The 13,831-nt window shown below is 57.9% G+C and carries 12 protein-coding genes; 10 read left to right on the plus strand and 2 right to left on the minus strand.

The window, feature by feature from the left end; genetic code table 11:
- Window positions 1-75 precede the first annotated feature (75 nt).
- From fadI to sixA, 3 genes are all read left to right on the plus strand, one after another.
- Window positions 76-1,386: an acetyl-CoA C-acyltransferase FadI gene (fadI, locus tag ACMGG1_RS06215; RefSeq protein ID WP_044552712.1), complete on the plus strand. Its 1,311-nt coding sequence runs from the start codon at window positions 76-78 to the stop codon at window positions 1,384-1,386.
- The gene (gene fadJ, locus ACMGG1_RS06220) at window positions 1,386-3,551 is read left to right on the plus strand and encodes a fatty acid oxidation complex subunit alpha FadJ (protein WP_048762974.1); all 2,166 of its coding nucleotides are present in this window, start codon (window positions 1,386-1,388) and stop codon (window positions 3,549-3,551) included. Before fadI ends, fadJ begins: the two co-directional genes overlap by 1 nt.
- A gap of 405 nt (window positions 3,552-3,956) precedes the next feature.
- Window positions 3,957-4,439: a phosphohistidine phosphatase SixA gene (gene sixA / locus ACMGG1_RS06225; protein WP_041414795.1), complete on the plus strand. Its 483-nt coding sequence runs from the start codon at window positions 3,957-3,959 to the stop codon at window positions 4,437-4,439.
- Between the two features lie 66 nt (window positions 4,440-4,505).
- On the opposite strand, the gene smrB is transcribed toward sixA, so the two are convergent.
- Window positions 4,506-5,036 carry an endonuclease SmrB gene (gene smrB / locus ACMGG1_RS06230; RefSeq protein ID WP_187961723.1) on the minus strand — a complete coding sequence of 177 codons (531 nt, stop codon included), beginning with the start codon at window positions 5,034-5,036 and terminating at the stop codon, window positions 4,506-4,508.
- Between the two features lie 170 nt (window positions 5,037-5,206).
- Here smrB and prmB point away from each other — a divergent pair, with 170 nt between their 5' ends.
- The 6 genes from prmB to ACMGG1_RS06260 all read left to right on the plus strand — a co-directional run bounded on the left by prmB (window position 5,207) and on the right by ACMGG1_RS06260 (window position 10,240).
- Window positions 5,207-6,139, plus strand: coding sequence for a 50S ribosomal protein L3 N(5)-glutamine methyltransferase (gene prmB, locus ACMGG1_RS06235; protein WP_041415542.1), 933 nt, complete (start codon window positions 5,207-5,209; stop codon window positions 6,137-6,139).
- A gap of 62 nt (window positions 6,140-6,201) precedes the next feature.
- Window positions 6,202-7,287, plus strand: a complete 1,086-nt coding sequence (aroC, locus tag ACMGG1_RS06240) for a chorismate synthase (protein ID WP_020827910.1) — start codon at window positions 6,202-6,204, stop codon at window positions 7,285-7,287.
- Window positions 7,288-7,292: 5 nt separating this feature from the next.
- Entirely contained in the window at window positions 7,293-8,120 is an 828-nt protein-coding gene (mepA, locus tag ACMGG1_RS06245; protein WP_115058389.1) for a penicillin-insensitive murein endopeptidase, read from the plus strand.
- Window positions 8,121-8,248: 128 nt separating this feature from the next.
- Window positions 8,249-9,049, plus strand: a complete 801-nt coding sequence (locus ACMGG1_RS06250) for a sulfite exporter TauE/SafE family protein (protein WP_046373022.1) — start codon at window positions 8,249-8,251, stop codon at window positions 9,047-9,049.
- A 66-nt stretch (window positions 9,050-9,115) separates the two neighbouring features.
- Window positions 9,116-9,673: an elongation factor P hydroxylase gene (locus ACMGG1_RS06255; protein ID WP_020827907.1), complete on the plus strand. Its 558-nt coding sequence runs from the start codon at window positions 9,116-9,118 to the stop codon at window positions 9,671-9,673.
- Window positions 9,674-9,958: 285 nt separating this feature from the next.
- Window positions 9,959-10,240, plus strand: a complete 282-nt coding sequence (locus ACMGG1_RS06260) for a YfcL family protein (protein ID WP_020827906.1) — start codon at window positions 9,959-9,961, stop codon at window positions 10,238-10,240.
- A 46-nt stretch (window positions 10,241-10,286) separates the two neighbouring features.
- Here the strand turns inward: ACMGG1_RS06260 and mnmC are convergent, their stop codons facing one another.
- Window positions 10,287-12,311 carry a bifunctional tRNA (5-methylaminomethyl-2-thiouridine)(34)-methyltransferase MnmD/FAD-dependent 5-carboxymethylaminomethyl-2-thiouridine(34) oxidoreductase MnmC gene (gene mnmC / locus ACMGG1_RS06265; protein ID WP_414161223.1) on the minus strand — a complete coding sequence of 675 codons (2,025 nt, stop codon included), beginning with the start codon at window positions 12,309-12,311 and terminating at the stop codon, window positions 10,287-10,289.
- 170 nt (window positions 12,312-12,481) lie between these two features.
- Between mnmC and fabB the strand changes: the two genes are divergently transcribed.
- Entirely contained in the window at window positions 12,482-13,696 is a 1,215-nt protein-coding gene (gene fabB / locus ACMGG1_RS06270) for a beta-ketoacyl-ACP synthase I (RefSeq protein WP_020827904.1), read from the plus strand.
- Window positions 13,697-13,831: the final 135 nt, after the last annotated feature.

The raw sequence follows: 13,831 nt of genomic DNA on the forward strand, positions 1-13,831 counted from the left end.
TTGGTTAACAATGACCCCATCAGGTCAGACCTCTTCTTGACCGTTGCGCTGGCGTTATTTTCTTCAGGAGCGTTTATGAGTAAGGCACTGCCGTTGGTGACCCGTCACGGTGACCGTATTGCGATTGTAAATGGACTGCGGACCCCCTTTGCCAAACAGGCGACCGCTTATCACGGCATTCCAGCGGTGGATCTGGGGAAAACGGCGGTAAGTGAACTGTTAGCCCGCAGCGGTATCGATCCGGCGCTGATTGAACAACTGGTGTTCGGCCAGGTGGTGCAAATGCCTGAGGCGCCGAATATTGCGCGTGAAATCGTGCTCGGTACCGGCATGAGCGTGCATACCGATGCTTATAGCGTGTCGCGTGCCTGCGCTACCAGCTTCCAGGCGATTGCCAACGTGGCGGAAAGCATCATGGCAGGCAGCATCAGTATCGGCATCGCCGGTGGCGCTGACTCTTCTTCCGTTCTGCCTATCGGCGTCAGTAAAGCGCTGGCGCGCACGCTGGTGGACGTCAACAAAGCCCGTACCCTGTCGCAGCGTCTCAAGCTGTTTAGCCGACTGAAGTTCCGTGACCTGATGCCGGTGCCGCCGGCAGTGGCGGAATATTCCACAGGGCTGCGCATGGGCGATACCGCAGAGCAAATGGCGAAAAGCCACGGCATCACCCGGGAAGAGCAGGATGCGCTGGCGCACCGCTCTCACCAACTGGCTGCCAAAGCCTGGGAGCAGGGGCTGCTGCGCGACGAGGTGATGACGGCCTATGTGCCGCCATACCGTACGCAAATCACCGAAGACAACAACGTTCGCAAAGATTCCAGCCTGGCGTCCTACGCAAAGCTGAAACCGGCATTCGATCGCAAGCACGGCAGCGTTACCGCAGCCAACAGTACGCCGTTGACCGACGGCGCGGCAGCGGTGCTGATGATGAGTGAGTCGCGAGCGAAAGAGTTGGGGTTGCAACCGCTGGGTTATCTGCGCAGCTTTGCCTTCTCCGCCATCGATGTGTGGGAAGATATGCTGCTCGGGCCGTCTTACGCTACGCCGCTGGCGCTGGATCGCGCCGGCATCGGCCTGGCCGACCTGACCCTCATTGACATGCATGAAGCTTTTGCTGCCCAGACCCTGGCGAACCTGAAAATGTTTGCCAGCGACGAATTTGCTCAGAAAAAGCTGGGCCGCAGCCGGGCGATTGGCGAAGTGGACATGGAAAAATTCAACGTATTGGGTGGCTCAATTGCTTATGGTCACCCATTTGCCGCTACCGGCGCGCGCATGATCACCCAAACGTTGCACGAGCTGAAGCGTCGTGGCGGCGGACTGGGGCTGACGACCGCCTGCGCAGCCGGAGGGTTAGGGGCCGCAATGATCGTAGAGGTGGAATAATGAGCTTTGAAAACGCATTGCATGAACAGCGGGCCAAACCCTCGGCCTTTCAACTGACCCTTCGTCCGGACAACATTGGTGTGATCACCATCGATGTTCCGGGGGAGAAGGTAAACACCCTGAAGGCCGAGTTTGTCGAGCAGGTCAACGACGTACTGATCCGCGCGCAGCAGCATCCGGCGCTGGAAGGGCTGGTGATTATCTCCGGCAAGCCGGATTCGTTTATTGCCGGGGCGGATATCAGCATGATTGCCGCCTGTACCACTGCCAAAGAGGCCGAAGCGCTGGCGAAAAAAGGCCAAAGTACGCTGGCACAGATTGCCGCATTCCAGGTCCCTGTGGTGGCGGCTATTCACGGCGCCTGCTTAGGCGGTGGGCTGGAGCTGGCGTTGGCGTGCCACAGTCGCGTTTGTTCTCTGGATGACAAAACCGCACTCGGCCTGCCGGAAGTGCAGCTAGGTTTGCTGCCGGGTTCCGGTGGCACCCAGCGTTTGCCGCGGTTGATTGGTGCCAGCAAGGCGTTGGACATGATCCTGACCGGCAAACACATTCGGGCGCGTCAGGCGTTGCGTATGGGGTTAGTGGACGATGCCGTGCCCCAGTCAATTTTATTGCAGGCTGCCGTCGAACGGGTCAAGCAAGGCTGGCAGAGCCGGCGCGAATTGCCGTGGCAGGAGCGTTTGCTCAACGGCCCGCTAGGTAAAAGCCTGCTGTTCAGCATTGTGCGCAAGAAAACGCTGGAGAAAACGCACGGCAATTATCCTGCCGCAGAACGCATTATTCAGGTGGTGCGTACCGGTCTGGATCACGGCAGCGCCAGCGGTTATGAAGCCGAGGCGCGGGCGTTTGGCGAATTGGCCATGACCCCGCAGTCCGCCGCGTTGCGCAGCCTGTTCTTTGCCTCTACCTCCTTGAAGAAAGAACGCGGTGGCAATGCACAACCTCATGAACTGCACCGTATCGGCATTCTGGGTGGCGGCCTGATGGGCGGCGGTATCGCCTGTGTGACCGCCACGCGGGGTGGTTTGCCGGTGCGGATTAAAGACGTTAACGAAACGGGCATTAACCACGCGTTAAAATACAGTTGGGACGTGCTCGGCAAGCGGGTACGCAGTAAACGCATGCGCCCGGCGGAACGGCAAAAACAGATGATGCTGATCTCCGGTTCGACCGATTACACCGGTTTTGAACGGGTGGACGTGGTGATTGAGGCGGTGTTCGAAGACCTGGCGCTGAAGCAGCAGATGGTGGCCGAGATAGAACAGCACGCGGCGCCACACACCATCTTTGCCTCCAATACCTCATCGCTGCCGATTGGCCAGATTGCCGCCAAGGCGCAGCGCCCTGAGCAGGTGATCGGCCTGCATTATTTCAGCCCGGTGGATAAAATGCCGTTGGTTGAGGTGATCCCACACGCCACCACCAGCGAAGAAACCATAGCCACCACCGTGGCGCTGGCGCACAAGCAGGGCAAAACGGCGATTGTAGTGGCCGACCGCGCCGGTTTCTACGTTAACCGTATTCTGGCTCCTTATATAAATGAAGCGACTCGTTGCCTGCTGGAAGGCGAACCGATTGAAGCGCTGGACAAGGCGCTGGTGGATTTCGGTTTCCCGGTTGGGCCGATAACTCTGCTGGATGAAGTGGGCATCGACGTCGGTACCAAGATTATCCCGGTGCTGGTAGAGCAGTTAGGGCCGCGCTTTGCCGCTCCAGCCGCCTTCGAGGCGGTGTTGAAAGACGGACGCAAAGGGCGCAAAAACGGCCGTGGTTTTTATCTCTACCCCAGTGAAGGCCAGCAGCGTCAGCGGAGCAAGCGCGCTGATACCTCGGTCTATCTTTTGCTGGGCATCACGCCGAAGTCGCATTTACAACCGGCCGTCATCGCGCAGCGTTGCGTAATGATGATGCTCAATGAAGCCGCACGTTGTCTGGATGAAGGCGTGATCCGCAGCGCGCGCGACGGCGATATCGGCGCGGTGTTCGGCATTGGTTTTCCTCCATTCCTCGGCGGGCCTTTCCGCTATATGGATCAGTTGGGGGCCGATAAGGTGGTTAAAACGCTGGAGTACCTGCAGCGGCAGCACGGTGAATATTTTGCGCCTTGCGAACGCCTGCAGCGCATGGCTCAGCAGGGTGAACGCTTCTATCCGCAGGGGACCTGAGCGGCGCGGCGACGTGATTTGTACTAGAGTAGGATCAAGGTTGCATGTGATCACTATCACTCCTTGCAATACCGGTATTCCCTGACCCTATACAGGGAGATAGGGACGAGGTAACGTAGCCTGATGGCGGTGAAAGGCTGGCCGCCATCAATAAAATTCATGATGAGAAGGTTGAAATTTAACCTGTTGAATTGGTTGTTATGTGAGCGCTGAATTCCCGTTAAGGCGCCATTGATGTAAAAAACAGCATTTTCTTTACGTGAACTTTCAGGCAAAATGCCCGGCCGCCATAAAGAGACGGCGCGTTATCGTTTCAAAGCGTTTGCTTTGGGGTTGTAAAACTCGGCGATACAGCACGCTCGGCGTTTCTGTATAGCGTTATTTTGTCAACAACAGCGGTGCAATATGCAAGTTTTGATTATGCGTCACGGAGAGGCGGCACTTGATGCGGCCAGCGATTCGGTAAGACCTCTTACTGTTTGTGGCCGTGATGAGTCACGTCAGATGGCGGCCTGGTTAAATACCAAGTCTGTGGATATTGAACGCGTGCTGGTCAGCCCGTACCTGCGGGCAGAGCAGACGCTGGCTACGGTTCGCGAAGCCTTGACCCTGCCGGCAAGCGAAGAAGTGCTGCCTGAGCTGACGCCGGGCGGAGATGCCAGCCTGGTCGGCAGCTACCTGCAGGCGCTGGCGCAGCAGGGGGTTCACGCGGTGCTGATCGTCTCCCACTTACCGCTGGTGGGTTACCTGGTGGCGGAACTCTGTCCGGGCGAATGCCCGCCGATGTTCGCGACCTCGGCAATTGCCAATGTCGATTTGGCCGCCGACGGCAGCTACGGTAAATTTGAGTGGCAGGTGAGTCCATCGCAGGTGATGGCTAAAGTATAAGGCACCCCAGGGCGGGGCCAAAACGAAAGGGCGATGTCAAACATCGCCCTTTGTCATTTCTGCCGTTCACTCAGCCAGTTCGACCAGCAGTAAAATCGCCGCGCTGCCGCCCCATTCTTTGGGCGCCTGGTGAAACACCAGCACGTCAGGGTGCTGCGCCAACCATAGCGGCGTCTGCTGTTTGAGAATGTGCTTGCCGTGACCGTGCATCACGCAGGCGCAGTGCACGTGTTCGCGCTTGCAGGCGGCGATCAGCGCCCCCAGCTCTTGCTTGGCCTGCATCTGGGTCAGGCCATGAAGATCGAGAAACAGCTCCGGTGAATAATCGCCGCGACGCAGCTTTTTCAGTTCAAAGGCACTGTAACCGGGGCGCACATAGCGCGTCGGGCCTTCCTCTTCCAACTGCGGCTGGTATTCATCCGAGAAATAATAACTGGCGTCTACCTGTTCCTGCAGCAGGCGCTGAGGAGCAACTTTTTTGGTGACAGGCTTGGGTTTACGGTGGACGATGGTGTCCTGACGCAGCTTTTTTGCGTCTACTACCGACTCTCTGAAGAGCTGCAATTCATCTTTGCTCAGAGGGTGCTTGTTCTTCATTTGGAATTCACCGGAAATCATTTATCGCGATAGTTTACCTTGTCGCGGGTCTCTGTCGACGCAAAATTCACGCCAGAATGAAAAGCGCAAGGGGTTAGCGTGATTTGTCGCGGGCTTCATGGCAAACTATGCGGCTAAATCATGAATCACAGTGCCTGCCGGAGGGCAAATTGGACAAAATTTTCGTCGAGGAAGCAGTGAACGAACTGCACACCATTCAAGATATGCTGCGCTGGACGGTCAGCCGTTTTAACGCCGCTGATATCTACTATGGTCACGGAACCGATAATCCGTGGGACGAAGCGGTGCAATTGGTGCTGCCAAGCCTGTTCCTGCCGCTGGATATTCCAGAGGACATGCACACCGCCCGTTTGACCTCCAGCGAGCGCCACCGCATCGTTGAGCGCGTGATCCGCCGCGTCAACGAACGTGTCCCGGTAGCCTATCTGACCAACAAAGCCTGGTTCTGCGATCTGGAATTCTACGTTGATGAGCGTGTGCTGGTCCCGCGTTCCCCGATTGGCGAACTGATCAACGATCGCTTCAGCGCCCTGATCCCGCACCCGCCGCGCCATATTCTCGACATGTGTACCGGCAGCGGCTGTATCGCCATTGCCTGCAGCTACGCTTTCCCGGAAGCGGAAGTTGACGCGGTCGATATCTCCAGCGACGTACTGGCGGTGACCGAGCGCAATATTCAGGCGCTGGGCGTTGAACAACAGGTGATCCCGATCCGTTCCGATCTGTTCCGCGATGTTCCCGCGATCCAGTACGATCTGATCGTCACCAATCCGCCGTACGTGGATGCGGAAGACATGTCCGACCTGCCGCAGGAATTCCGCTTTGAGCCAGAGTTGGGCCTGGCGGCCGGCAGCGATGGCCTGAAGCTGGTGCGCCGTATTCTGGCCTGCGCGCCGGACTACCTGAGCGACGACGGCGTGCTGATTTGTGAAGTGGGTAACAGCATGGTACATCTGATGGAACAGTATCCGGATATTCCGTTCACCTGGCTGGAGTTTGAAAACGGCGGTGACGGCGTGTTCATGCTGACCAAGCAGCAACTGGTGGATTGCAAAGAGCACTTCAGCCTCTACCGCAGCTAAGCATTCTTCGGGCCTGCTTTGGCGGGCCCCACAAAGATAATAATTAAGGGTAAGGAGCCGCGATGGCAGGAAACAGTATTGGGCAGATTTTCCGCGTCACCACATTTGGTGAATCTCACGGTGTGGCGCTGGGATGTATCGTAGACGGTGTACCGCCGGGTATCCCGCTTACCGAAGCCGATCTGCAGCACGACCTGGACCGTCGCCGTCCAGGCACCTCTCGCTATACCACTCAACGTCGCGAACCGGATCAGGTACGTATTCTTTCTGGCGTGTTTGAAGGTGTGACCACCGGCACCAGCATTGGGCTGATGATAGAAAACACTGACCAGCGTTCACAAGATTACGGCGCGATCAAAGACGTGTTCCGTCCGGGGCATGCGGATTACACCTACGAGCAGAAATACGGCGTGCGCGATTATCGCGGCGGTGGTCGTTCTTCGGCTCGTGAAACCGCCATGCGCGTTGCGGCAGGGGCTATTGCCAAGAAATACCTGCTGCAGAAATATGGCGTACAGGTGCGCGGCTATCTGGCGCAGATCGGCGACGTGGTCTGTGAGCTGAAAGATTGGGAGCAGGTTGAACAGAACCCGTTCTTCTGCCCGGATCCCGATAAGCTGGAAGCCCTGGATGAACTGATGCGTGCGCTGAAGAAAGAGGGCGACTCCATTGGCGCCAAGGTCAGCGTGATTGCCGAAAACGTGCCGGTTGGCCTCGGTGAGCCGGTGTTTGACCGCCTCGACGCGGATCTGGCCCATGCGTTGATGAGCATCAATGCGGTGAAAGGCGTGGAAATCGGCGACGGTTTCGCGGTGGTCAACAAGCGCGGCAGCGAAAACCGTGATGAGATCACTCCGGAAGGCTTCCAGAGCAACCATGCAGGCGGCATTCTCGGTGGCATCAGCAGCGGTCAGCCGGTCATTGCTCACCTGGCGCTGAAACCCACCTCCAGCATTATGGTGCCGGGCAGAACCATTAACCGTCAGGGCGAAGCGGTGGAGATGGTCACCCGTGGCCGTCACGATCCTTGCGTAGGCATTCGTGCGGTGCCGATTGCCGAAGCGATGATGGCGATTGTGCTGATGGATCACCTGCTGCGCCAGCGTGCGCAAAACGGTGATGTGGTCTCTAACGTTCCACGCTGGTAATTCCCATGAAAAACTGGATGTTGGGCATCCTTGCCCTGATGGCTTCGGGCTCCGCCCTGGCGCTGACGCCGTGGCAGAAGATCGACCACCCGGTGGCCGGCGCGCCGCAGGCAGTGGGCGGTTTTGCCAATGGTTGCATTATCGGCGCTCAGCCGTTACCGCTGAACTCACCGGATTATCAGGTGATGCGGCCCGATCAACGCCGCTACTTCGGCCACCCGGATCTGCTGGCGTTTATCCAGCGGCTGAGCAGCAAAGCCAACCAAAGAAATCTGGGCACGGTGCTGATCGGCGATATGGCGATGCCGGCCGGTGGGCGCTTTAGCAGCGGCCATGCCAGCCATCAGTCCGGGCTTGATGTCGACATCTGGTTACAGTTGCCGCGCCAGCGTTGGAGTGCGCAGCAGTTGCTGAAGCCGCAGCCGATCGATCTGGTTTCCAGCGACGGCAAGCAGGTGGTTGCTCGCCAGTGGCAGCCGCAGATTGAATCGCTGATCAAAGCGGCGGCACAGGATCAGGAAGTGACGCGCATCTTCGTTAACCCGGCGATCAAGCAGCGTCTGTGTCTGGATGCCGGTGCCGATCGCGACTGGCTGCACAAGGTGCGCCCGTGGTTTGGTCATCGTGCCCACATGCACGTGCGTCTGCGCTGCCCGGCAGGCAGCCTGGAATGTAAAGAACAGGATACGCCGCCGCCGGGCGACGGTTGCGGTGCCGAGCTGGCAAGCTGGTTCGTGCCGCATCAGCCGAGCGCCAAACCGGGTAAACCGGTGCCGCCGCCGTTACCGCCGACCTGTCAGGCTTTGCTGGATAACCATTTCGCTGCGGAATAATATACCCAAAGTAATTGGAGTTGCATCAAGGCGGTAAGGGAAGGAATCCCGATGAGCTTACACGAGTAAGTGATTCGGGTGAGTGAGTGCAACCAACACAGATGCAGCTTCAAGTAAGAGGGGTATAAATGGACTGGTTCGTCGTTGGCCCCGAGATGCTCGGGGTTTTGTTTGTGGTGGCGTTACTCGCAGGCTTTATCGACTCTATCGCCGGCGGCGGCGGGCTGTTAACCGTACCGGCGCTGCTGGCGGTGGGGGTTCCCCCGGCACAGGCGCTGGCGACCAACAAGCTGCAGTCGGTGGGCGGTTCCCTCTCCGCCAGTCTGTATTTTATCCGCCGACGAGCGGTCGATCTCAACGATCAGAAGCTGACCATTTTGCTGGCCCTGATCGGTTCCGTTGCCGGGGCTGTGCTGGTGCAGCACATGCGCGCCGATCTGCTGCGGCAAATGCTGCCGTTATTGGTGATCGGCATCGGCCTGTACTTCCTGCTGACGCCGCGGTTGGGGGAAAACGATCGGCAGCGCCGTTTGAGCGCCTTGCCGTTCGGGCTGGTGGCCGGTGGCTGCGTCGGTTTTTACGATGGCTTCTTTGGGCCCGGTGCCGGTTCCTTCTATGCGCTGGCCTACGTGACGCTGTGCGGTTTTAACCTGGCCAAATCCACCGCGCACGCCAAGGTGCTGAACTTCACTTCCAACTTTGGCAGCCTGGTGTTGTTTATCATTGGCGGCAAAGTGCTGTGGGGTATTGGCCTGGTGATGCTGGTTGGGCAGGTGCTCGGTGCGCGCCTCGGGGCTCACATGGTGATGACCCGCGGGCAAAAGCTGATCCGACCGATGATCGTTATCGTTTCACTGGTGATGAGCTGCAAGCTCTTGTACGACAACCACGGCGCTGAAATTCAGCAGTGGCTGGCCCTGCATTTTTAGCATGCTAAAAGAGCGGTAAAATGAAATAATTACCTCTTTATTTTTGTGGTTATTGGATTTTTATTTATGTCAGACACACAGGCTACCCATCAATATGAGCAACTGATTGAAATTTTTAATCAGTGCTTCAGCGATGAATACAACACGCGACTGGTCAAAGGCGACGATGAACCGATCTATTTGCCGGCCGACGATCAACTGCCGTATAACCGGATCGTTTTTGCTCATGGCTATTACGCCAGCGGCATGCATGAAATCTCGCACTGGTGCATCGCCGGCGAACAGCGCCGCAAGTTGGTAGATTTCGGTTACTGGTACTGCCCGGACGGGCGAGACGCACAGACGCAAAGTGAATTTGAAGCGGTGGAAATTAAACCGCAATCTTTGGAATGGATGTTCTGCGTCGCCGCCGGTTTCCCGTTCAATGTCAGTTGCGACAACCTCAACGGTGACTGCGAGCCGGACCGCATTGCCTTCCAACGCAAGGTACGCGAACGGGTGCTGCTGTTGTTGGAGCAGGGAATACCCACAAGACCTGCGCGCTTTATTCAGGCGTTACAATCGTTTTACAATACGCCACCGCTGGCGGCGGAGCATTTTCCCTATCCGGAAGATCTCAACTGACTATACCCTAAATACTTGGAGTTGCATCGCGGCGGGAAGCCTGCGAGTCCCTGGGAGCATAGTCCACTATGTGACCGGGGCGAGTCGGCGCAGTCAAGAAAGAAGCAGCTTCAAGTATGACGGGTATATATGTTTAACTGAAAATAGATACCCAATAGCTTCTAAGCTGTAGCTAGGCGGCAAGCAAACAAATCCCCAGGAGCTTACTCAGGTAAGTGACTGGGGTGCGTGAGCGCAGCCAACAACGCTAGAGTTTGAAAGATGAAGGGTATGAGAGGAAATTTGATGATCGCAGAATTTGAAGCGCGCATTTTGGCGCTGATTGATGACATGGTAGAGCACGCCAGCGATGATGAACTGTTTGCCGGTGGCTACCTGCGCGGTCATCTGACGTTGGCGGTTGCCGAGGTCGAAGAGCTGGGTGAACACTCCGCTGAAGCGCTGAAGGCGCAGGTGGAGGGCAGCCTGCATAAAGCCATTGCCGCCGGTGAACTGTCACCACCGGATCAGGCACTGGTGTATGGCATGTGGGAAACGCTGTACAAAACGGCATTGCCTACTGCCTGATAGTGCTTCTGCAGGGCGCTGTCGCCGGCGCCCTGCGTGATTTTTCTTACGCTACCGCACGTCCCTTCAGTAATTTCCTTACCCACATTCTATTCGGGTTCAACGCCGCTAACAGGTCTGCGTCGCCCGGCAAGGGTTCGCCAAACAGCTGCGCCGCCAAAATCTCTGCCGCCAGCGGGGCCGAGCACAACCCGCGAGAGCCTAACCCGCCAATCATGAACAGATTGGGGTAGCTCGGCGCATTGGCGATAGCTTCACCGCGTTGGTATTGACGTTGCAAATCCTGGTACTGCGTTAGCGTGGCCTGGTAGTCGGGCACTGCACCTACCATTGGCAGGTGATCGCGAGTGGCGCTGCGTACGCCGCAGCGCGCCTGGCGGTCGCTGACGTCCACCTCCAGCGGCCAGGTTTGATCCGGCAGGCAACGTAGCAGGCGAGCCCGATTTTCCTGCTGCTCTTCTTCGCGGTATTCGGTGGCGGTCTCGCCGCGCTGGTAACTGGCGCCGATACAGTGCTGCTGATTATTGGCATTCACCGGCGTCAGGTAGCCGTCGTAACACAGCACCTGCTTCAATGCACTCAGCTGCGGCGTGGTAGGAATATGGGATACCTGACCGCGCACCGCATAAACCGGCAGCGCTTCACTTTGCGTCAGTTCGGACAACCGATGGCCGTTGGCCAGAATCACCGTCGCATGCTGCCGAATTTCACCCTGGCTAAAGCTGAGTTGCCAACCTGATTCTTGGACGGTCAGAGCGCTGAGCGTAGCGTCATAATGGCAGCGCATCCCTTGACGTTGCGCCAGCGCAATCGCACTGCGCGTCAGCTCGGCCGGACACAGCCAGCCACCCTGCGGGTAGTTAATGCCGCCAAAACCGCTGTCGACGCCGCACAAGGCGCTGAGCGTAGCGCGGTCGGCCGGCATGGCGAGCGCCTGCGGCCATTCAACCGCCAGCATCTTGGCAATTTTCCCGGCGCTCTTCTCGTCAAAGGCCAGTTGGCTCACACCGCACCACTGATGGTCGAATACCACGCCCTGTCGCACCAGTGCATCGTACTGACGACGGGCAAACGGAAACGCGGCGCTGAAGAAATTTTCCAGCGCATCGGCTCGGCCGTTCAACAAAGGGTAGAGTGCGCCCTGACGGTTGCCTGATGCCCCTTCGCCCGGCTGCGGATCTGCGCAATACAGCGTGACTTTTGCGCCGCGTCGCAACAGGGCGAGGGCGGTTAGCGCGCTGGCGACGCCGCCGCCAATGATGGCGATATCATCGGTATTCTCCGCCACCGGGCGCTTCAGCCAGGGAGCAGGGTGAGCGACGGCCGGCGCATCGGCAGGCAACTCGCCGGTCAGCATCTCTCGCTTCTGGCCGAAGCCTTTGGTTTTGATGACATCAAACCCGGCCTGCTGCAAGCCGCGACGCACGAAGCCTGCGGCGGTAAAGGTGGCAAGGCTGCCGCCCGGCCGGGCAAAGCGCGCCATGGCGCTGAACAGCTGCTCCGTCCACATATCCGGGTTCTTTGCCGGGGCGAAGCCATCGAGGAACCAGGCATCGATTTGACGGTTCATGCTGGCGTCGAAGTGAGGCAGCAACGCGTTCACGTCGCCAAACCACAGATCGAGCGTGATGCGCCCTTCGGCCAGCAGCAGGCGGTGGCAGCCCGGCAGCGGCAACGGCCATTGAGCGCGTAATTCATCGGCATATGGCGCCAGTTCCGGCCAGCGGGCATGCGCCGCCGCCAAATCGGCCTGCAGCAGCGGGAATTTTTCAAAGCTGATAAAGTGCAGGCGCTGAAGCGGGGCGTCCGGCATCGCCGTGCGGAAACCGGCAAAGGCCTGCCACAGCGTCAAAAAGTTAAGCCCGGTGCCGAAGCCGGTTTCCGCCACGATAAACAGCGGGCGAGGGTGGTCGGCAAAACGTTGCGGCAGTCGGTTGCCCATGAGAAACACATAGCGGGTTTCTTCCAGCCCATCCTGATTGGAAAAGTAGACGTCATCAAACTGTTTCGAAACAGGTGTACCCTGTTCATTCCAGGATAACGCTGCGGTTTGGATCGGGGCGTGGCTCACGGTTAGTTGCTCGTAACTCAAGGGGTGACGGGATTCTAACGGCGCTGGCGCTATGGCGCAAACTGGATAAGAATAAAGCTGAAAAACGCTGATCGGACTTGTTCGGCGTACATCTGTACGCTAAAGTGCGATGCAAAATCCCGAATGTAAAATTGTGGAAGAGGTATTGAATGAAACGTGCAGTGATTACTGGCCTGGGAATCGTCTCCAGCATTGGTAACAACCAGCAGGAGGTCCTGGCGAGCCTGCAGGAAGGACGTTCTGGGATCACTTTCTCCCAGGAGCTGAAAGATTCCGGCATGCGTAGTCACGTATGGGGCGATGTTAAACTGGACACTACGGGTCTGATTGACCGTAAAGTGATGCGCTTTATGAGCGACGCGTCCGTTTATGCCTATCTTTCCATGGAAGAAGCCATCAAGGACTCAGGTCTGGCTGCCGATCAGGTTTCCAACGATCGCACCGGTCTGGTTGTTGGCTCAGGTGGTGGTTCTCCGCGCAACCAGGTTGCCGGATCCGATGGCATGCGTGCCAAAGGCCTGCGCGGCGTTGGCCCGTACATGGTGACCAAGGCTATGGCTTCAGGCGTTTCCGCTTGCCTGGCAACCCCGTTCAAAATTCGTGGCGTTAACTATTCCATCAGCTCTGCCTGCGCAACCTCTGCACACTGCATTGGTCACGCGGTTGAACTGATCCAACTGGGCAAGCAGGACGTGGTCTTTGCCGGCGGCGGCGAAGAGCTGTGCTGGGAAATGGCCTGTGAGTTCGATGCGATGGGCGCACTGTCCACCAGCTACAACGACACCCCTGAAAAAGCTTCTCGTACTTACGACTCTGCCCGTGACGGTTTCGTCATCGCCGGCGGCGGCGGTATGGTGGTGGTTGAAGAGCTGGAACACGCTTTGGCGCGTGGTGCGCACATCTATGCTGAAATCATCGGCTACGGTGCGACCTCCGACGGTGCCGACATGGTGGCTCCATCAGGTGAAGGCGCGGTGCGCTGCATGAAGATGGCTCTGCAGGGCGTTGATACCCCAATCGACTACATGAACGTTCACGGCACCTCCACGCCGGTGGGCGACGTGAAAGAGCTGGGTGCCATTCGCGAAGTGTTTGGTGACAACACCCCGGCAATCTCTTCCACCAAGGCGATGACCGGTCACTCACTGGGTGCCGCGGGCGTGCAGGAAGCGATCTACAGCCTGCTGATGGTTGAGCACGGCTTTATCGCGCCGAGCATCAACATCGATAACCTGGATGAGAAAGCCGCTGGCATGAACATCGTGACTGAGCCAACTCAACGCGAGTTGACCACCGTGATGTCCAACAGCTTTGGCTTCGGCGGCACCAACGCCACGCTGGTGATGCGTAAGCTGCAGAAGTAATTCCGGCCTCAAGGTTCTGGATCAAGCCCGCATTTTTGCGGGCTTTTTAATGCCTGCAATCCCTGCCGACGGGCCGCTAGGAGTTATCCCAAATTACATCTCCTGACGGATCATTAACGCTTTGTTCAGCCTTTT

Source organism: Serratia sp. BNK-12 (genome assembly GCF_047456085.1).
Classification (GTDB): domain Bacteria; phylum Pseudomonadota; class Gammaproteobacteria; order Enterobacterales; family Enterobacteriaceae; genus Serratia; species Serratia liquefaciens.

Coding starts and splice junctions, on each gene's coding strand:
- fadI (WP_044552712.1), top strand. CDS start 76: ATGAGTAAGGCACTGCCGTTGGTGACCCGTCACGGTGACCGTATTGCG.
- fadJ (WP_048762974.1), top strand. CDS start 1,386: ATGAGCTTTGAAAACGCATTGCATGAACAGCGGGCCAAACCCTCGGCC.
- sixA (WP_041414795.1), top strand. CDS start 3,957: ATGCAAGTTTTGATTATGCGTCACGGAGAGGCGGCACTTGATGCGGCC.
- smrB (WP_187961723.1), bottom strand. CDS start 5,036: ATGAAGAACAAGCACCCTCTGAGCAAAGATGAATTGCAGCTCTTCAGA.
- aroC (WP_020827910.1), top strand. CDS start 6,202: ATGGCAGGAAACAGTATTGGGCAGATTTTCCGCGTCACCACATTTGGT.
- mepA (WP_115058389.1), top strand. CDS start 7,293: ATGAAAAACTGGATGTTGGGCATCCTTGCCCTGATGGCTTCGGGCTCC.
- ACMGG1_RS06250 (WP_046373022.1), top strand. CDS start 8,249: ATGGACTGGTTCGTCGTTGGCCCCGAGATGCTCGGGGTTTTGTTTGTG.
- ACMGG1_RS06255 (WP_020827907.1), top strand. CDS start 9,116: ATGTCAGACACACAGGCTACCCATCAATATGAGCAACTGATTGAAATT.
- ACMGG1_RS06260 (WP_020827906.1), top strand. CDS start 9,959: ATGATCGCAGAATTTGAAGCGCGCATTTTGGCGCTGATTGATGACATG.
- fabB (WP_020827904.1), top strand. CDS start 12,482: ATGAAACGTGCAGTGATTACTGGCCTGGGAATCGTCTCCAGCATTGGT.